18 protein-coding genes and 3 pseudogenes are annotated in these 18,103 nt (G+C 65.2%); 5 read left to right on the plus strand and 16 right to left on the minus strand.

Annotated elements, in window-relative coordinates:
• The first annotated feature begins 128 nt into the window (after window positions 1-128).
• Both ACW5IY_RS12500 and ACW5IY_RS12505 read left to right on the plus strand, forming a co-directional pair.
• Window positions 129-557, plus strand: a complete 429-nt coding sequence (locus ACW5IY_RS12500) for a PAS domain-containing protein (RefSeq protein WP_049403401.1) — start codon at window positions 129-131, stop codon at window positions 555-557.
• The gene (locus ACW5IY_RS12505; protein WP_049437580.1) at window positions 554-2,083 is read left to right on the plus strand and encodes a diflavin oxidoreductase; all 1,530 of its coding nucleotides are present in this window, start codon (window positions 554-556) and stop codon (window positions 2,081-2,083) included. The genes ACW5IY_RS12500 and ACW5IY_RS12505 overlap by 4 nt, the downstream gene beginning before the upstream one ends.
• Window positions 2,084-2,176: 93 nt before the next feature.
• Here the strand turns inward: ACW5IY_RS12505 and ACW5IY_RS12510 are convergent, their stop codons facing one another.
• The 11 genes from ACW5IY_RS12510 to moaA form a co-directional block, all read right to left on the minus strand.
• Window positions 2,177-2,845 carry an ATP-binding cassette domain-containing protein gene (locus ACW5IY_RS12510; protein ID WP_049437581.1) on the minus strand — a complete coding sequence of 223 codons (669 nt, stop codon included), beginning with the start codon at window positions 2,843-2,845 and terminating at the stop codon, window positions 2,177-2,179.
• Window positions 2,835-3,518, minus strand: a complete 684-nt coding sequence (modB, locus tag ACW5IY_RS12515) for a molybdate ABC transporter permease subunit (RefSeq protein WP_006371078.1) — start codon at window positions 3,516-3,518, stop codon at window positions 2,835-2,837. The genes ACW5IY_RS12510 and modB overlap by 11 nt, the downstream gene beginning before the upstream one ends.
• Window positions 3,519-3,521: 3 nt before the next feature.
• Complete coding sequence (modA, locus tag ACW5IY_RS12520) at window positions 3,522-4,265, minus strand: molybdate ABC transporter substrate-binding protein (protein WP_049437583.1); 744 nt, start codon at window positions 4,263-4,265, stop codon at window positions 3,522-3,524.
• Window positions 4,266-4,287: 22 nt separating this feature from the next.
• Window positions 4,288-5,064, minus strand: coding sequence for a helix-turn-helix domain-containing protein (locus ACW5IY_RS12525; protein WP_049437584.1), 777 nt, complete (start codon window positions 5,062-5,064; stop codon window positions 4,288-4,290).
• 70 nt (window positions 5,065-5,134) lie between these two features.
• On the minus strand, window positions 5,135-5,500 hold the full coding sequence (locus ACW5IY_RS12530; RefSeq protein WP_049437586.1) for a hypothetical protein: 366 nt from the start codon (window positions 5,498-5,500) through the stop codon (window positions 5,135-5,137).
• On the minus strand, window positions 5,497-6,045 hold the full coding sequence (mobA, locus tag ACW5IY_RS12535) for a molybdenum cofactor guanylyltransferase (RefSeq protein WP_049437587.1): 549 nt from the start codon (window positions 6,043-6,045) through the stop codon (window positions 5,497-5,499). The genes ACW5IY_RS12530 and mobA overlap by 4 nt, the downstream gene beginning before the upstream one ends.
• A gap of 104 nt (window positions 6,046-6,149) precedes the next feature.
• Window positions 6,150-6,650: a molybdenum cofactor biosynthesis protein MoaE gene (locus tag ACW5IY_RS12540; protein WP_049437589.1), complete on the minus strand. Its 501-nt coding sequence runs from the start codon at window positions 6,648-6,650 to the stop codon at window positions 6,150-6,152.
• Between the two features lie 3 nt (window positions 6,651-6,653).
• The gene (locus ACW5IY_RS12545) at window positions 6,654-6,914 is read right to left on the minus strand and encodes a MoaD/ThiS family protein (protein ID WP_049437591.1); all 261 of its coding nucleotides are present in this window, start codon (window positions 6,912-6,914) and stop codon (window positions 6,654-6,656) included.
• On the minus strand, window positions 6,914-8,167 hold the full coding sequence (locus tag ACW5IY_RS12550; RefSeq protein ID WP_049437594.1) for a molybdopterin molybdotransferase MoeA: 1,254 nt from the start codon (window positions 8,165-8,167) through the stop codon (window positions 6,914-6,916). The genes ACW5IY_RS12545 and ACW5IY_RS12550 overlap by 1 nt, the downstream gene beginning before the upstream one ends.
• The gene (gene moaCB, locus ACW5IY_RS12555; RefSeq protein ID WP_049437596.1) at window positions 8,167-9,162 is read right to left on the minus strand and encodes a bifunctional molybdenum cofactor biosynthesis protein MoaC/MoaB; all 996 of its coding nucleotides are present in this window, start codon (window positions 9,160-9,162) and stop codon (window positions 8,167-8,169) included. The genes ACW5IY_RS12550 and moaCB overlap by 1 nt, the downstream gene beginning before the upstream one ends.
• An 8-nt stretch (window positions 9,163-9,170) precedes the next feature.
• Window positions 9,171-10,151 (minus strand): GTP 3',8-cyclase MoaA, encoded by a 981-nt coding sequence (moaA, locus tag ACW5IY_RS12560; protein WP_049437598.1) that lies wholly within the window; start codon window positions 10,149-10,151, stop codon window positions 9,171-9,173.
• 160 nt (window positions 10,152-10,311) lie between these two features.
• Here moaA and ACW5IY_RS12565 point away from each other — a divergent pair.
• Window positions 10,312-10,593: pseudogene (locus ACW5IY_RS12565) on the plus strand (hypothetical protein); the annotation flags it as partial.
• 45 nt (window positions 10,594-10,638) lie between these two features.
• Here the strand turns inward: ACW5IY_RS12565 and ACW5IY_RS12570 are convergent.
• Both ACW5IY_RS12570 and ACW5IY_RS12575 read right to left on the minus strand, forming a co-directional pair.
• On the minus strand, window positions 10,639-10,974 hold the full coding sequence (locus ACW5IY_RS12570) for a DUF6984 family protein (RefSeq protein ID WP_049437601.1): 336 nt from the start codon (window positions 10,972-10,974) through the stop codon (window positions 10,639-10,641).
• Between the two features lie 10 nt (window positions 10,975-10,984).
• Window positions 10,985-11,269 carry a hypothetical protein gene (locus tag ACW5IY_RS12575; RefSeq protein ID WP_239682865.1) on the minus strand — a complete coding sequence of 95 codons (285 nt, stop codon included), beginning with the start codon at window positions 11,267-11,269 and terminating at the stop codon, window positions 10,985-10,987.
• Here ACW5IY_RS12575 and ACW5IY_RS12580 point away from each other — a divergent pair.
• Window positions 11,221-11,456 (plus strand): annotated as a pseudogene (locus ACW5IY_RS12580) (IS3 family transposase); the annotation flags it as partial. The gene ACW5IY_RS12575 and the pseudogene ACW5IY_RS12580 sit on opposite strands and share 49 nt — an antisense overlap.
• Before the next feature lie 37 nt (window positions 11,457-11,493).
• Here ACW5IY_RS12580 and ACW5IY_RS12585 read toward each other — a convergent pair.
• Together ACW5IY_RS12585 and ACW5IY_RS12590 are read right to left on the minus strand one after the other, a co-directional pair.
• Entirely contained in the window at window positions 11,494-12,069 is a 576-nt protein-coding gene (locus ACW5IY_RS12585) for a hypothetical protein (protein ID WP_239682864.1), read from the minus strand.
• 4 nt (window positions 12,070-12,073) lie between these two features.
• Entirely contained in the window at window positions 12,074-16,816 is a 4,743-nt protein-coding gene (locus ACW5IY_RS12590; RefSeq protein ID WP_049437604.1) for an RHS repeat-associated core domain-containing protein, read from the minus strand.
• Between the two features lie 270 nt (window positions 16,817-17,086).
• Here ACW5IY_RS12590 and ACW5IY_RS12595 point away from each other — a divergent pair.
• A pseudogene (locus ACW5IY_RS12595) lies at window positions 17,087-17,221 on the plus strand (alpha/beta fold hydrolase); the annotation flags it as partial.
• A 35-nt stretch (window positions 17,222-17,256) separates the two neighbouring features.
• On the opposite strand, the gene ACW5IY_RS12600 reads toward ACW5IY_RS12595, so the two are convergent.
• Window positions 17,257-18,051 (minus strand): AraC family transcriptional regulator, encoded by a 795-nt coding sequence (locus tag ACW5IY_RS12600; protein WP_049437608.1) that lies wholly within the window; start codon window positions 18,049-18,051, stop codon window positions 17,257-17,259.
• Between the last annotated feature and the right edge of the window lie 52 nt (window positions 18,052-18,103).

An 18,103-nucleotide genomic window follows, 5' to 3' on the forward strand; every position in this document is an offset into this window, starting at 1 on the left:
TGCGACACCCGGTCGCAGGCCTTCGCGCCACGCACTTGACCAATGTCAAACCGCCCGCTGCCGTGCGGGCGTATCTCTATGCAGGACCCGAACACGCCGGCGCTACCGGCATCCACAAGGACCCTGCGATGAGCTACACCCCCGACAACACCCAGCTGCTGAACGCCATGCAGAACGTCATGGTGATCTCCACCACCGACCTGCAGGGCAACATCACCTATGCCAACGACCTGTTCTGCACGCTCACCGGCTTCGCCCGCGAGGAACTGATCGGCCAGCCGCACAGCATCGTGCGCCATCCGGATGTGCCCAAGGCTGTCTACAAGGACATGTGGGACACCATCAAGGCCGGCAAGACCTGGACCGGCATCGTGCCCAACCTCGGCAAGGGCGGTGTGCTCTATGTGGTCGATACCACCGTGCAGCCGCTGTTCGACGCCGACGGCAACATCACCTCCTACATCAGCATCCGCCGCGTGGTGAACGACCTGATGCAGAACTACGACCTGGTCGAGTTCAGCAAGGAAAAGTTCGACGACTTCTACGAGGCCGCGTGAACGCCCTCCCGACCAGTACGCCCTTCAGCCGCCTGCTGGTGGGTTTCGCGTCCGAGTCGGGCAATGCCCGCGCCCTGGCCCAGCGCCTGGGCGCGGACCTGCAGCCGCACGCGCCGCAGGTGCTCCCGTTCAACGACATCGACGTGGCCAGTCTCGGCCAAGGCGATGTGCTGCTGGCGATTTCCAGCTCGTTCGGCGATGGCGAACCGCCGGCCAACGGCGAGCAGTTCTTCGAAACACTGCGCCAGACCCCGACGCTGAGCGGCCTGCGCTATGCGGTGTTCGGCCTTGGTGACACCGGCTACCCCAGCTTCTGCGGCTTCACCAAGGCGCTGGATGTAGCACTAAGCGAGCGCCAGGCCCAGCCGCTGCTGCACCGCGTGGACGCCGATCTGGGCTACGAGCAGTTCTTCCAGCAATGGCAGCCGGTGCTGGGCCAGGTGCTGGATGGCGACCTCAGCGCTGGCCAGGACCTGCACCTGCAGGTCACCGCCTATGGCGAAGACAATGCCTTTGCCGCCCCCATTCTCGAGCGTCGCCGCCTGAACAGCAGCGCCCCGGCCGCGTGGCACCTGCAACTGGACATTGCCGGCAGTGGCATGGCCTATCGCGCGGGCGACACCCTGCACGTAGTACCCGAGAACGATCCTGCCCTGCTGCAGGCATTGGCCACCTGGTACGGCGACACCGCCGCCGTGGCCGCCCTGCATGACCGCGAGCTGCGCCTGCTGAGCAAGGGCGTGCTGCGCGAACTGGCCAAGCTCGGTGGCAGCGAGCTGCTGAAGGGCCTGTTGAAGGTCAGCCAGAAGCGCGAGCTGGACGCCTACCTGCACGGCCTGGACCTGCTGGACGTGCTGCAGGACCACGCCAGTCCGGGCAGCGTGCCGCTGGCCCGACTGCGTGAACTGCTGTCACCGCGACTGCCGCGCGCCTATTCGATCGCCTCGCACCCGTGCGACGACCAGCTGAGCCTGTGCGTGCGCGAAGTACGCTACACCCTGCGCGGCCGCGAACGCTTCGGCACTGCCACCGGCAGCCTGCTGAATGGCGGCGACCATGCCCGTGTGTACTGCCGCTCCAACCCCGGCTTCCACCTGCCCGATACCGGCGAGGCACCGCTGCTGCTGGTCGGCACCGGCACCGGCATCGCACCCTTGATGGGCCTGATGCAGGAACTGCAGGCCGGTGCCTGCGAACGCGAAGTGCACCTGGTGTTTGGCGAAAAGCACAGCCAGCACGACTACCTGTATCGCGACCAGCTGCAGGACTGGCACACGCGTGGCGTGCTGGCCGGCCTGCATACCGCGTTCTCGCGCGATGGCGCCGAAAAGGTCTATGTGCAGCACGTGCTGCAGCAGCGCGCCAGCGAGGTGCGTGATGTGCTGGCCCGCGGCGGGCATCTGTACCTGTGCGGCAACAAGACCCATCTGGAGGGCGCGGTGCGCGAGGCCATCGATGCCATCGGTGGTGAAGGACACTGGGACACACTGCGGGGCGAAGGCCGCACGCACTGCGAATTGTATTGATCCTTTGATCCTGTACAGCCGAGCCCATGCTCGGCTGCTGTTGGCGGTGTCGCGCAGAGCAGCCGAGCATGGGCTCGGCTCTACAGGTGCAGGTCAATCGCCGACGATGCGGCCGTCCACCACGCGCGCCACCTGCTGGCCGAACATGGCCACGTCCTGCGGGTCGTGGCTGATCAACAACAACGGGATGCCGGTCTTGTCCAGCACGGCCTCCAGCTCCTGCCGCAGGTGCTGGCGCAGGTCATGGTCCAGCGCGGAGAATGGTTCATCCAGCAGCAACGCCTGCGGTTGTGTCACCAGCGCGCGCGCCAGTGCAGTGCGCTGGCGCTGGCCACCGGAGACCTGCGCGGGCAGCAGTTCGCCCACCGTGTCGATGCGGAATGCGTGCAACCACTGCTCCACCGAATCGAAGCGCTGGCCCGCGCGCGGATTCAACCACCCCTTCTGCAGACCGAACGCCACGTTCTGGCGCACGCTCAGGTGCGGGAACAACGCGTAATCCTGGAACACATAGCCCAACCGGCGGCGCTGCGGCGGCAGATCCACGCCGGTGGCCGCATCGAACAGAGTCTGCCCCTGCACGCGCACATGGCCCCGACCCGGCCGCAGCAGCCCGGCCACCGCCTTCAGCGTCAGGCTCTTGCCCGCGCCCGAAGGCCCGAACAGCACCACCTGGCGCTGCGTGCACTGCAGCGATACGTCCAACACGAAATCCTGGCCGGCCGCCTGCAGGCGGCGCTGCACCTGCAGATCAAGCCACATCGCGCAGCTCCCGGCGACGCCCGCCCACCAGCCGCGCGGCCAGCAACAGGATCACGATGCAGACCACCGAGGTCAGGATGACCAGCGCATTGGCCTTGCCATCCTGTCCGGCCTGCACCGCCTCGTAGATGGCGATCGACAGCGTCTGCGTGCGACCTGGAATGCTGCCAGCCACCATCAGCGTCGCGCCGAACTCGCCCATCGCGCGTGCAAACGCCAGCAGCAGCCCGGCAAGAATGCCGCGCCAGGCCAGCGGCAACGTGATGCGGAAGAACACCGCCGCTTCGGACACTCCGAGCGTGCGTGCGGCCTGCTCCAGCTGCCCGTCCACTTCCTCGAACGCCGCGCGCGCCGGCTTGAACACCAACGGCAGCGAGGCCACCGCCGCAGCGATCACCGCCGCCTGCCAGGTGAACACCAGATTGATGCCGAACCACGATTGCAGCCACGCCCCGATAGGGCCGTTGCGACCGATCAGTACCAACAGGTAGTACCCCAGCACCGTCGGTGGCAGCACCATCGGCAGGGTCAGCAGCGAATCCAGCAGCTCGCGGCCGGGAAAGCGCCGGCGCGCCAGCAGCGCGCCCAGTGCTACGCCCAGCACCAGGTTGATCGCGGTGGCCCAACCGGCCACCTTCAGCGACAACCCCAGCGCGCTCCAGTCCAGATCCATGCCTCAGGGCTTGCCGAACCCGTGTTTGGCCAGGATCGCGTGGCCCTGTGCCGAGCGCACGAAGGCGGTGAAGCGCTTGGCCTCCGCCGGCTGTGCACTGGCCTTGATCACGGCCAGCGGATACGCGATGCGACCGGCCACCGGCACCGCAAAGGCGCGGCGCACCCGGTCGGGCATCGCCTGCGCATCGGTGGCATAGACGAAGCCGGCATCCACTTCACCGCGTGCCACGTAGTCCAACGACTGGCGCACGTTCTGCGTGGTGATGGCCTTGCCCTGCACCGACGGCCACAGGCCCGCCGCTTCCAGTGCACCCTTGGCATAGCGGCCCACCGGCACGCTGTCCGGGTTGCCCAGTGCGATGCGCTGCACACCAGCACCGGCCAGGTCCTTCAAGGTACGCGGCGCCGCCTTGGCCTGCGGCGGCACCACCACCCACAGCGCATTCACCGCGAACACCTCGCGGGTACCGGCGGCCAGCAGATCCTGCTGCTGCGCCTGGTCCATCGTGGTTTCGTCGGCCGAGGCGAATACATCCACCGGTGCACCGCGGCTGATCTGCTGCAGCAGTACGCCAGACGCGGCAAAGTTGAAGTCGACCTTGGTGCCCGGGTGCGCCTTCTCATAGGCCGCGCCCAGTTCACGGAAGCTCTCGGTCAGACTCGACGCCGCCGACACCGTCAGGTCGGCCGCCCAGGCCGGAACTGCAGCCAGCATTCCCAGCAACAACAGCCCCGCTCGCTTCATGGTCGGCCCCTTGGTTGTCTGATCAGTCCAATCCGGATTCCCGGGTCACGGCCAGTTCCGCCAGCCGCTCGGGTTGCAGCAACAGCATCTCACGTTGGTTCACCGCAATCACACCCTCGTCGCTCAACCGGCGCAGCACCCGGCTCACCGTCTCCGGCGCCATCCGCAGGTAGTTGGCGATCTCGGTACGGGCCATGCTCAGGTTGAACCGGGTGGCCGAGAATCCGCGCCGGGCATAGCGCTCGGAAAGATCCAGCAGGAACGCCGCCATGCGCTCCTCGGTGCGATGGTTGGCGGCCAACGTAGCGACCTTGCCGATCTCGGCACTGAGCAGGCTGAACAGCCGTGCCTGCAACCCCGGCATGCGGCTGGCCAGCAGGCTCAATCGCGGGAAGGAGATGCGGCACAGATAGACCGTGTCCAGCGCCACGGCATTGCAGGGAAAGCGCGCACCGTGGATGGCATTGAGCCCGATCACTTCACCGGGCAGGCTGAAGCCCAGCACCTGCTCGTTGCCCTGGCTGTCATCGACAAAGGTCTTGACCATGCCGGCACGCACGGCGGCGATCGAATCGAACGGATCGCCGGCACGGAACAGGTAGTCACCGGCCTGGAACGGCCCCACGTGGTCAACCAGCACATGCAGCTCGCCCAGCGCGGTCTTGTCATAGCCCTGCGACATGCAGGCATCGGAGAACGCGCAGGTGCTGCAGAAATGCAGCGCATCACCGTCATCGGCCGCCGCAGGATTGGGCGTGGCCGGTCGGGACGCAGAGGGAGCGGAGGGGTTCAGGGGCATTGCAGCAACGCAGGAACGAAGGCCGTCATCATACGACAGCGGGGCGCGCCCCCCCCTGCGCACATTGCGCCTACTCTGGCGCAGGTTCAGAACGTCGCTGCGGGCCACGCTGGCGCATGCTGTCGCGCACGTCCACGTCGAACTGCAGCTGCAGCATGCTGTCGTCGTCCAACGCGATACCGAAGCCCAGGCCATCGCGGCAGGGCAGCCGCCCCGCCAGCCCTTCAACAGCTTCGCGTGGCAACACCAACCGGCAGAACGTGCCGCCATCAAGCAGCACGGCCTGATCGCCTGCATGCAACGAGACCGCTGCGCCCCAGCCGCCACTCCCACCGAAGCGGGTCAGGTTCTCCACCGACTCCCCCCCAAGCAGTCGTGCCAGTTCCTCTTCATCCACGCGCAGGCGCATCGATTGCTGTTGCAGCTGGACCTTCATGCTGTGATGGACTCCCATTCCGACGGGGTATTGCAGTTGAGCAGCAACGCCTGATCCTCCGGCGCCAGTGGCAACCGCGTCACGCCCAGGCGCTCCTGCAGGGCGCGCAGTGAACGGCGCGCCATCGGGTCATTGATGAAGGCCTGCAGCACGCGGCGGCAATGATCATCGATCTGCAACCGCATCGGCAACGGTTCATCGTCGAATACCGTGCAGGCACGCGCTTGATCGGCCTGCAGCCGTTGCAACAGCATGGGTGTCACCTGCGGCGTATCGACCGGCACCACCCAGGCGGGGCCATCAGTCATCTGCATCGCCACGCTGTAGAGTCCACCCAGTGGTCCGCAGCGCGCAACCCGATCCGGGATCCCGCCAAACGCCGGATAGTTGCCGCTGACCCAGACCTCGCGCGCGCCCGCCTGCTTCAACAGGCCGCGCATGTGTTCCAGCAATGTGCGCCCCTGCCAGGGCAGCAGTGCCTTGTCGCGGCCCATCCGGGCGGACAGGCCACCGGCCAGCACGATGCCGTTGATGGTTCCATTCATGGTAGAGCCACGCCATGCGTGGCTGCACCCACCGGATTCATCGGGAGAGCCTCATCCACGCATGGCGTGGATCTACTGGACCCGAAGCCCCCCGAAGGGCGCGATCAATGCCCGTGGTCATGTGTGTGGTCGTGGGAGTGCGAAGCTTCGCTGTCCGCATGGCAGAGGCTGCAACCTTCGCTCCACTGGCTGTCGCCGTCTTCGTAATGCTCCTGCTTCCAGATCGGGCACTGGTGCTTCACCACTTCGATCAACTGCCGGCAGGCCCGGAACGCCTCGTCACGGTGCGGGCTGCCGGCGGCCACCACCACCGCCACATCGCCGATGCCAAGCCGGCCCTTGGCATGCGCCACATACAGCTTCAGCTTCGGACCGAACGTGGCTTCGACCTCGGCCGCCAACCGCTTGAACTCGTTCAACACCAGCGGTTCGAACAGGTCGTAGGTGATCCCGGTCACCCGCCGGCCCACATTGACGTCGCGCACCTTGCCGATGAACACATCGATGCCGCCGAAGCCGGGATCGGAGACCGCCGCGATGCCTTCGGCCGGATCGATCGCCGCCTGCGCGCGGTCCACGACCTTGGCGATGATTGTCTCGCTCATCGCTCAGCCCCCACTCACCGGCGGCAGGATCGCCACCCGGCCATCGTCGGGCAGTGCCTCGTGGTCGCGCAGCACCCGTTGCTGGTCGGCGAATGCCGAGTAATCCAGCAGGCCGGCACGGAAGTCCGGCCAGCGCACCGGCAGCAGCTCACGCAGCGCCTGGCGCAGATCGGCCACGGTGCCGCCGGCCACCTCCACGGCAATCTCGCGGCTGGCATCCAGATCGGAGAACGCGCCGAACAACTGCAGATTTACCTGTCTCATCACGGCTCCTGGCTCGCCAGCTGCACCGGGTCCTGATGACCCCAGCCCTGCACACGCACCGGCGTGCCGGCAGGGGCCAGACCGCCCTCGCCTTCCAGCACCACCCAGGCGTTGGCCTGCAGCATGGACATCAAACGGAACGACTCCTGCCCGGCCAGCACGCGCGCACTCAGCCGCCCCTGTGCGTCCACCTCCACCCGCGCCCGCGCGTGGAAGCGCAGGCCGGGCGGCGTGCGCACGTCGGCCTGCAGAGGCAATGTCAACACCGGCTCCGGTGCCAGCCCCAGCAGGCGGCGCAGTACCGGCTCGACGAAGAAGCGCTGGCCCACCGCAGCCGACACCGGGTTGCCCGGCAGGCCGAAGTACAGTGCGCCATTGGGCAGCACCGCAAACAGCAACGGCTTGCCCGGGCGGATTGCCACCTTGTGGAACACGATGCGCGCACCCCGGCCGCGAAGCGCGTCGGGAATGAAATCGTAGCGGCCGGCCGACACCGCGCCTGTGCTGATCAACAGCTGCGCACCCGCGTCCAGCGCTTCATCCAGCACCGCGTTGAACGCCGCCACCTCATCGCCCACCGTGCCCTGCCAGACCACCTCGGCACCGGCGGCCTGCAGGCGGCCGACCAGATACGGCCGGTTGCTGTCACGAATCTGCCCGGATGCCAGCGTCTGCGCCGCCTCGGTCACCAGCTCCTTGCCGGTGGCAATCACCGCCGTTTTTGGCCGCGCCACCACCGCCACCTCGCCCACGCCGATGGCATGCAGCAGGGTGCGCGCGTTGATATCCAGCACCTGCCCGGCCTGCAGCACGCGCTCACCGTCGCTCACATCCTCGCCACGCAGGCGCACGTTCTGGCCGGGCTTCACCGCGCCCTTCAGGGCAATGCGGGTCGGGCGGCCGTCCTCGCTGGCGAGGATCTCCACATTCTCGACCGGCACCACCGTGTCCAGCCCAACCGGCATGCGTGCCCCGGTCATGATTTCCCAGGCACCCTCGCCGCCTTCGGCACCGGCATCGCCGGCCGCCTGCCAGCCCTGCACCCCGAATTCGGTACCGGCCTCGAACGTCGCGCCGTCGGCGCGCAGCGCGAAGCCGTCCATCGCCGAATTGTCGAACGGCGGCAACGACTGCCCACTGATGATGTCACTGGCCAGAGTGCGGCCGCCGGCCTCATGCAGCGGCAGATGTTCGGCCGGCAGCGGCATGGCCGCATCCAGCAGGTGCTGCAAGGCCTCGCTGTAGGCAATCATCAGTGGCCACCGCCATCGGCCATGGCCAGGGCGTGGCCCAGTACCGGCGCCAGGATGTCCAGGCACTGCGCCGCCGCCTTCGGGCTGCCGGGCAGCGCGAACACCAGCATGTTGCCCAGCTGCACCACCTCGGCGCGGCTCAGCCAGGCCATCGGCGTATGCTGTGCACTCAGTGCCCGCACCATCTGCGCCAGGCCATGCACCGGCCGCGCGTTCAAGGAACGCAGCGCCTCCGGGGTCAGGTCGCGCGGGCCCAGCCCGGTACCGCCGGTACACAGGCACAGGCGCACGCCCTCGGCGGCCAAGGCCTGCAGGCGGCCCGCCAATGGCTCGATGCCATCGGGCAGTACCTCGGCGGCCACCACCTCGCCACCCAGCTTTTTCAGGCCGGTCACCAGGGTCGGGCCAGAGATATCCTCATAGGTGCCTTCGCTGGCGCGATCGCTCAGCGTGATCACCGCGCAGGCCGCGCCCTGCAGCCCCTTCGGTGCACGCGGCTTGAAACGCGCGCGCTCGGCCTCGTCCATGCCGTCCGGGTGCAGCCAGACCCCGCGCTTGCCGCCTTCCTTGAACAGCAGGCGGATGCCTTCGATGCGCAGTGCCGGCTCCACTGGCTTGCTCAGGTCGTACAGGGTCAGCAGCGCCGCGTTGACGCCGGACAGTGCCTCCATCTCCACGCCGGTGCGCGCCTCGCTGGCGCACTCGCACCACACACGGATCGCCTGCCGCTCCGGCACCGGTGCGCAGAACACCTGCACCAGTTCCAGCGGCAGCGGATGGCACAGCGGCATCAGCATCGACGCCATCTTGGCGCCCTGCAGGCCTGCAATCTCGGCCATCACCAGCGCATCGCCCTTGGGCAGGCGGCGCTCGACGATCAGCGGATAGGCCACTGGACCGGCATGCAGCTCGCCCACCGCCACCGCACGGCGGCGGCTGATGCGCTTGTTACGGACATCGGCCATGTGGAAGGCCGCATTCAATTCCCCACTCATCGTGTTGCTCATCCTCCGATGGAGGCCAGGTGCGGGGTCAGCCCGGTCTGGCCCTGGTGCAGTCCATGCCCGGCCGCTTTCAGGCCAAGCTGGGTGGTGATGCGTGCCAACAGCGCGTCATGGTCATCGTCGCGCTGCAGCAGCGGGCGCAACGGCACCCCGAACTCGCCAAACAGGCACAGCCGCAGGTCACCCTTGGCGGTCACCCGCAGGCGGTTGCAGCCCTTGCAGAAGTCACGCGAATACGGCGCGATGATGCCGATGCTGCCGCGATGGTCGGGGTGGCCGAACTCGCGTGCAGGACCGGCATCGGCCGCGCGCGGACGCTCTTGCCAACCCGCGGCCAGCAGCTGCTCGACCACCACGTCGGCGCGCAGGTGGTGGCGCTGGAAATAGGCTTCGTTGTCGCCGGTGCGCATCAGTTCAATGAAGCGCACGCTGAAGGGGCGGTCACGCAGGTAGTCCATCCACTGCGGCAGCTCGTCGTCGTTCAGGCCACGCAGCAGCACCGCGTTGAGCTTGATCGCCGGCAGGCCCAACGCCTGCGCCAGGGCCAGGCCCTGCTGGATCTCCGGCAGGCGGTCGTGCCCGGTGATGGTGTGGAAACGCTCGCGTTGCAGGCTGTCCATGCTCACGTTCAGCGCGGTCAGGCCGGCCCGGTGCCAACCCGGCAGGCGCCTCGGCAGCAGCGTGCCATTGGTGGTGATGGCCACCTTGCGGATGCCCGGCACCGCCGCCACGGTGGCGATGATCTCTTCCAGATCCTTGCGCAGGCTGGGCTCGCCGCCGGTCAGGCGGATCTTGCTCATGCCCAGCGCGGCGAACGCACGCACCAGACGGGCAATCTCGTCCACCTGCAGGAAGCGCGGGCGGCCATCGGCCTGGTAGCCGTCGGGCAGGCAGTAGCTGCAACGGAAGTTGCAGGCCTCGGTAAGCGACAAGCGCAGGTACGGAAAGCTGCGTCCGAAGCTGTCGGTGAGTTGGCTCATGGCTGTTCCACCTCCTGGTACCACCCTGCAGCCTTCCCCCTGAACGGGTTGTCGACCCCAGAGCGCAGAGTGCGCTGGGGCGGTGAAAGCGTCAACCCGGGAAGTGCCAAACCTGAATTGGCACCACCTGTCGCAATAGGCCCTCCCTGCCCGTTCCGATATTGCCAACCTCAACCGCATTGGCTGCGGTGCGGCGGCCGACGAACAGCCCTGGCCGGAGCGGCATCAGCTGCCCGGGCGCTGCCTGGCCCTGGCCCTGGCCGATGCCGATTGCGCGTTGAGCGGGTTGCGGGTGGTGCTGGAAATGCTGCTGGCGGCGGAACGCACCCGGCAGAACGGCGAACCGGAAGAGTACGTGGGCGACCGGGTGATGGAGGGATTGGTCAAGGCCTGCCAGTCGTTGTGCGCGCAGGCGGTGGGGCGGTTGCAGCCCGAAGGGTGAGCGCGATGCGCAACGCCCTTAAGCGAGGAACGCTTTCAGCAGGCGTCAATGCTCGCTGAAAGCGCCCCTCAGATCGACGCCGATGATCGGTGAGAAGTCCGCCTTCCACAGCTCCAGCTCGAAGAGCTGATCGTGATTGTCCAGGCACAGGGTGACTCTCACCGGCACGCCGTCGGCATCGGCAAGCATCGCCGTGGCAATGTCACTTCCGAAGACCTGGGTCGTGCTGGACAGGAACACTACACCCCCAAATCCGACGACCTCCACGTCCTCCACCTGGGATAGCGCCAGATCCTTCAACAACCGTTCGGACAGCTCGGTCGCCCCAGGCAGCAGCCTGTGGATGAGGGAGACCTCGTCGGGGGTGAGGAATCTGGGCACGGGATGTCCTTCAGAGCACCGCGCCCGCCATCAGCAGATGCACGATCCGCCATGTCTTGGCGTAGATGAGAATGACGCTTCCGGTCGAGCGGGTCTCGATACGGAAACACTTCAGGCCGGACAGCGGATAGCCGACCGCTTTCCAACGATCAAGAAGATCAGCAAGTCCCGGCTCGTTATCGTCAACCCTGGCGAACTCAATTCGCTCTTCACCCAGTAAAACTCGCAGAGCGTTCTGCGCGAGCAGACATCCTGTGCAGCATGAGCCGGATAGGAAACAGCCATGACAACGCATCGATGGAGAACTTCTTCCAGCGACAGTAGCGGGAACATACAAAGCAGAGGATCTAAAGCAATCACGACGAGACACGCGCAAACGTCGCCCTGCACATCGAGATGTTCTAGAACCCAAGACCGCGCCACCGCTTCAGCGACGAGCCGCCCCGATAAAGTTCGAGACGCAGCAGGCACTTGGCGGCTGATGGCTACCCGGGAAACACTGGACGATTAACCTTTGGATCAGGCGCCGCCCAGCTTCTTAACATTCTTCTCCTTCACCACGTCCAGCATCGATTTGACCGCCTCAACTCCAAGATTCAGGGCCACCATTAGAGAATCGCAAAGTTTCAGATCATGATCATCCAACGCCGGGACTAGTTCCTTCAGCAACTTCAGCGCTAGATCCGTCTTCCCCAATAGCGCCAATGCAGTTGCATGATTGATATGAGCGTGAGCACCTCTCAAGCCCCGCGTCTCAAGAAATGATGCAAATTCCATCAAGGTCATTGAAGATTTCGCTTCAATAACGTTTCGCAGCTCGATCGATGAAAGAATGCTCTCAACCACATCATCGTCTGCCATTTGATCCCTTCCGATAAACGGCCGATCCGCGATTCGGTTGCTGTAGGAAAGATGCGGCCCAAAGGAGTCAAACAATGGAAATACAAAATTCCATACATAGAGCCCCCTTGGGACGAACTCCAGAACAATTCCTTGTGCCACATAGTCATAGTCACTTCGGAAAAAATATCCGCTTGACCCGCCGATCAGGCCGGACCTTTTCCGCAGAAGGCTGCAAATGTATCGCTTGTTCATCTTATCAACGGCCTTCAGGCTTAAGTTCCACCACGAGAGTTCCCTCGGGGAGATTCTTGACGTACTTATTGTACTGATCCCAGGAGATGTAAGCCCAACCAGTCTTCAGATCGAAGATGGCTTGAGGTGCATCAACTGGGCCGTACACAGCGTCCGCCCGTGAGGACCCCGGGTACCCATACCTAACAACCCTACGGCCAGCGTAGCTCACCTCAGTCGCATACTGAGACGTCGGGCATGTGGTATCCACCAGGCGCTTGAACTCACTATGGATGAGCGTTCCGCGTATCCAAGGCAGTGAGCAACGCCATCCACAGGTGGCGTCAATGGTGGACGCTGCTTGGTTTGCCAGCCTCTGGAGCCGATTTCCGACCGCCTGCAACTCCGGTGAAACAGGTACGGCCTGAGGTATGTATTTTTTATCGGCCAAGCCTAGCGAATCGACACGGCCAGTGGGATCTCCGCTTCCATACGCGAACGAGTTCAGTCCACCCATCAACCCAATCGGATCGCTCTGGGTATACCGCCCCACTGCCGGGTCGTATTCCCTCCGATAGTTGTAGAACAGCCCACTCGCATCCGTCGCCTGCTGCCCGGCGAAGCGCAGCGCCAACTCGAACGCCACACCATCGCCATCCGGATCAAGACTCGGAATCTGGTTGCCGAACACCTCGCTCTTGTTGCTCCACTCCCATATCGAGACATTCCGCACCGGGTCGATCACCACGCGCGGCGTGCCCAGATGATCCGGCTGCACGTAGGCCAGCTCCGGCACGCCGGTAGCCGGCGTGTTGATCAGCGCCACCGGATAGTTGTCCAGCCAGATGGCCTGCTGCTGCGCCTGGCCCGTGGCCGAGTAGTTACCGAGCCACTGCCCGGCCTCGTCGTACAGGGTGATCTGAGCCACACCACCGGCTGGGGTGCGCAGCACGCGCTCGCCGCGGTGGTTGTAGGCATAACTTTCCAGCACGGCATCGCCCTGCTTCACGGCGTTCATGCGGTTGGCATCGTTGTAGGTGAACGTCTTGCCGCCGATGCTGGTGGTGTTGCCCACCGCGTCATGGTTGCGCGCCTCGCCATCCACCGCAGTCAGGCGATGGCTGGTTGCGGGATAGGTGTAGCTGGCGGTGCCTGCTGAGGTGGTCAGCGCAGTGCGATTGCCGGTGGCGTCATAGGCATAGGTTTCAATCGGCGTGCCGGTCGCGCCGTCCTGGGTCTGGGTCAGTCGGCCCAGCGTGTCGTAGGCGTACTTGGCCAGCACCGTCGAGCCTGCGCCATTCTTCAGCTCAGTGATCGAGCCGACCGGATCATAGCCATAGCCCAGCGACAGGCCGCCTGCAGCCGGGTCATGCACCGCTTGCGGGCGATAGTCCAGGTCCAGCGGACGCTGCAGCTGGCGGCCATTGCCATAGGTCCAGCCGGTCGCCGGGCCGAAGGCCGCATAGGTCACGTTGTTCACCACGATCTGGCGCGCCTGGCCGGGGCGGGTCAGGCCGATCTGGCTGATGCGGCCCTGGGTATCGCGCACGTAGTCGGCCACGCTGCCGTCGGGGTAGGTCAACTCGGTCAAGCGACCCGTCTTGCTGTAGGCATAGCGCAGGGTGCTGGCCACACCATTGACGGTCTGCACCTTGCGGGTGACCTGGCCGAAGCGGTCATGGCAGTACTGGGTGCTGCCATTGGCGTGCAGCACCTGCCCCAGGCGGCCCTTGGCAAAGCGCTCGTCGGCGGCACAGGCGGCCGGCGCCACGTCATAGCTGTAGCCCACGTCCAGATTGGGGTCCGGGTAAGCGATGCCGATCAGGCGGTTGAGTGCATCGTAGTGATAGGTGGCAGTGATGCCGCGTGCATCGGTGGCCGTCTTGCGGTTGCCGGCGGCGTCCACGGTGAAGCTGCTCGCGCCACTGTCCGGGCTGACCTGCCCGGTCAGGTCACCGAATCCGTTGTAGGCGTAGGTGGTATGCAGGCCCTTCGGGTCAGTGACCTGGGTGACCTGGTCCAGCGCGTTGTACTGGCTGCGGATCTCGGCGGCCACGCCACCCACGTCCTGCAAGGTCTGGGCCAGGCGGTTCAGCGGGTCGTACTGCTGGCTGGTCACGCGCTGCAGTGCGTCGGTCACCGTCTGCGGGTTTCCGTTCGCATCGTAGGCGAAGCCGGTGGCGTGATTGCCCGCGTCCTTCAGTGCGGTCAGCTGGCCGAGCGTGTTGAACGTCCGTGCCAGGGTACGGCGGAGGGTGCCGCTGGTATCCAGCGTGTCTTCCTTGAGGCGGTTGCCGGCGTTGTCCAACGCATAGTGGATCGTATTGCCGCTGCTGTCCGCAATGTCGGTCAGGCGCTGCGCTGCGTCGTAGACATAGGTGACGCTGCTGCCGTCAGGCTCGGTGACCTGTTGCACCTGGCCGGTCGGCCAGTAGCTGATCTGGGTAACCCGATTCTCGGCAGTGGTCGCGCCACGTACGGTGACCGAGGTTGGCCAGCCGCGAGCATGGTAGGTGTAGTCGGTGACCACGCCGTTGGCATCCTTGACCGACAACGGCCGCCCGAAAGCGTCGTAGGCCAGAGTCTCGACCATCTGGCCCAGCGCATTGGTCACGCTGCGCAGGTCGCCCTTGCGATAGGTGCAGGCACCTCCCGTCGCGCACCCTGCATCATCCGCCGAGTAATAGGCATAGGTAACGGCATCGGCCACATCCGTGCGCGGGCCATCCACACTCTTCAGCAGCCCCTCCACCGGGCAGCTGCCTGCCGCTGCCACATCAGCGGCTTCGCAGTACGTGTAGTTGGTGATGCGCGTCTGACCGGAAGCGGTGTCGGTCACGGTGTTGGCCGTCGGCTGGCGTCGGGAATTGAAGGCCGTGCGGGTTTCGCGGCTACCGATCCGGGTGGTCAGTACCGCATTGGTTTCGACGTCGCGCGCCGTGGTCACCACACGCTGCTCGGGCAAGCCGACCGCTTCGGTCACGGTATGGATGCTGACGGCACGACCGCTCACCGGATCGGTGCCCTGCGCATAGGTGTGCTTGGTCTGGATGCCGCGGCGATCGGTGTAGGTATTCAGACGCCGGCGGAAGTCGACACTCTGGTCGTAGTAGGTTCGGCTGACGGTTCCCTGCGAATCCGTCAGGCCGGTCACCTTGCGCGACGGAGCGCTATCGCCTCCGGGTGTCAGGGTGTAGTCGGTCTGCCGCCCCAGCGCGTCGGTCACCACCGCACCGCCATTGGGGCTGTAGGCCAGTGTCACGCCATCGGCACCGCCGGCATGCTGACTGGAGATCACACGACCGATGGAATCGTAGGTAAAGGTGCTGTAGCGGCGACCGTCCTCAGCGGTGATGCCGGTCAGGTGCTGGGGGAAGTCCTGGTTCTCGTAGTGATATGTCCGCACACCACCACCCGCATAGGTCACCGTGGCGACCTGGTTCTGCGGCGTGTAGGTATAGGTGGCGAGCGCAACGCCTTCGACCAGCACCGAACTGATCAGCGCCTCATAGTCGTTGGACTGATAAACGAACTCCAGTGTGCGGCCGCTGCTGTGGGTGACCGCCGCAAGGCGGTCGCTGTCGTCGTAGATGTAGGCCAGCGACGTGCCATCCGCGAAGCGCTTGGCGGCAAGACGCCCGTCCGCGCCGAAGGTAGAGATGGAATCCGCCGAGTACAGTGTCCAGTTGCCGTTCTGGACCAGACGGTCACCACTGTCGTCGTCCGCCTCATAGGCTTGCCCGATCTTCTTGAATGCACGCTGGAAACCGGTGCTTTCAATGATGCCCACACTGTCAACGCCATCCAGTGCCAGGTGGGCGCCCAGCGAATGGGTCCAGCCATAGCCGAAGCCGCCGGATGAGGTGGAGATGCCGGAGTGGTAGAACCGCGTCAGCGCGATCCAGCCCAGATCGAAGTCCGGCGCGATCTCGTACTTCTCGCCCGTTTTGACATCACATGGGTTGCCGACATTGCCGTCGCAGGTACCGCCGTTGGAGGCCGGGTCCTTGTCGGGAATCGGACTCATGTTCGCCGCTGTATCGTTGCGGGACATGGGGCAGCTACCGTTGCCGCCGTCCTTGTCGCACTTCTGCGACTTCGAGGTGATGGTCGCAACGAATTCCTCACTGACGCAGGCGTTGTGCTTGTTGGACCACTGCGTGAACGGAATGGGGCAGTTCAAGCGTCGCATGCGAGCGAGCCCTGTCGTTCCTGCGTCGAAGGGTACGCACGGAGACTCCGCCGTATTGCTGCCCAGCATTCCGGTGACGCGATACTCCCTGAACTCCGAAATCCCATCCATCTCGGGGGCAGTCGCGACCCAGTCGCCTTCCGGCACAGCGGTTTCCCCGGGGCACTGGGGATTGATGTCTTGCAAGCCTGCAATGAGCGCTTCCAGCACATCCGCTTCGGATAGGAAGCCACTATCGCCTGCGCCGTAGTAGGTCCACTCGGGGTCTGATGGCTGAGTTTTACCCATCCAGTAGGTGATCGACGTGTTGCCGTTCAAGTCCACGACTTTGGACTTGATCTTGTCGACGTACTGCCAGCCGAACTGGAAATCCGGCGGGAACGGGCTGGGTGCCGGCAAGTTCTTGATGGCGGCCACCGCCGCCTGCTGGGTTTTGTACTGGGTCGCGTCGCCGCCGGGCTGGGAAATACGCCAGGTGATCTTGCTTTCCTGCGCCTGTGCCACTGCAGGGGCGAAGCCGCCGACCGCAACAATCGCCAGCACGGCACACGAAATGGTCTTCAGTCGTTCCAACATCCCTGTTCTCCTTCCTGGACGAACATAGCGCCGGCGGGAACGAGAACGCGGAGGTGTTCCCCGCGTCATGCTTCGGATCGTCCCTGGTCCGGAATGCGGCAGTGCCACATGCCGCCTTTATCGTTGAGGACGCTTGCATATTCAAGTGTGGAGTCGCGTAACCGGTCACAGATTCAAGCATCCGTGGCCATTCAGCGGCCTACGCCCCGCTCCCATGACTTCTTCTACAGGGAGGCCGTGTTCATAGCTCACAACACTAGCAGCACAACTGCCGCACACGCCCTGCTCTTCTCGGGCTTCACGCGTGGCTCGCACCGCTACCTGGCAACCGGCCACACCCTCCAGCGCGAGGACCCTGCTGCGGTGGTGGCCGCGATTCAATCGGTCTCCGACACCGCGAAGTAGCCGTTCCGGGCAACGGCTTCGCCCGTTGTTCCCCGCTACTGCCCTCGCAGGCGCACCGCGAGGTACCGCGCCGGGGAAAGGCCAAGCGCTTTCTTGAACATCGTGATGAAGGCCGTCACCGACTCATAGCCCAGCGTCTCGGAAACGCGTTGTACCGGTGCACCCGCGGCAAGTTCCCGAATGGCGATCAGCAGATGCAACTGCTGCCGCCAGCGCCCGAAGGACAATCCCGTTTCCCGTTCGATGAGCCGGGTCAACGTGCGCTCGCCCAGGGCCAGACGCACGGCCCACTGGCCGATGGTGCTGCGGTCTGCCGGATCCGCCGACAGCGCCGCAGCCAGCGCACGCACCTTCGGGTGATGGCTGACCGGCAACGACAGGTGCTCGGCCGGCATCTGTACCAGCTCGTCCAGCAACACGCGCGCCAGCCGGTCGGTGTGGCTGCCATGCGGGTAGTCCAGCGGCGCGTCGGCCAGGTGCAGGATCATCTCGCGCAGCATCGGGGAGATCGCCAGCGTCACGCATTGCATGGGCAGATCGACGATGCCGGGCTCGACGAACAGGTAGCACAGGCGCGCGTTGGCGGTGGCGCGATTGCTGTGCGGCATGCCACCCGGAATCCAGACGCCACACTGGGGCGGCACGATCCACAACGCGCTGGCAACTTCGCAGGTCACCGCCCCATGCAGCGCAAGAATGAGCTGGCCCTTGCGATGCTCATGTACGGGAATCTCCGCGTCGTGCTCGGCCACCTGCAGGCGGCTGGCGACCGCCGGGCGATCGGTCTCGTCCGGGTCCAGGTCAAAGCCGGGGAGCGAAATGCGAGCCATTCTCACATTGACCGGTTTTAGCGATTGGTTGTCATTGTAGCGAAATTCGCCA

This window comes from Stenotrophomonas sp. C-A, from assembly GCF_054030835.1.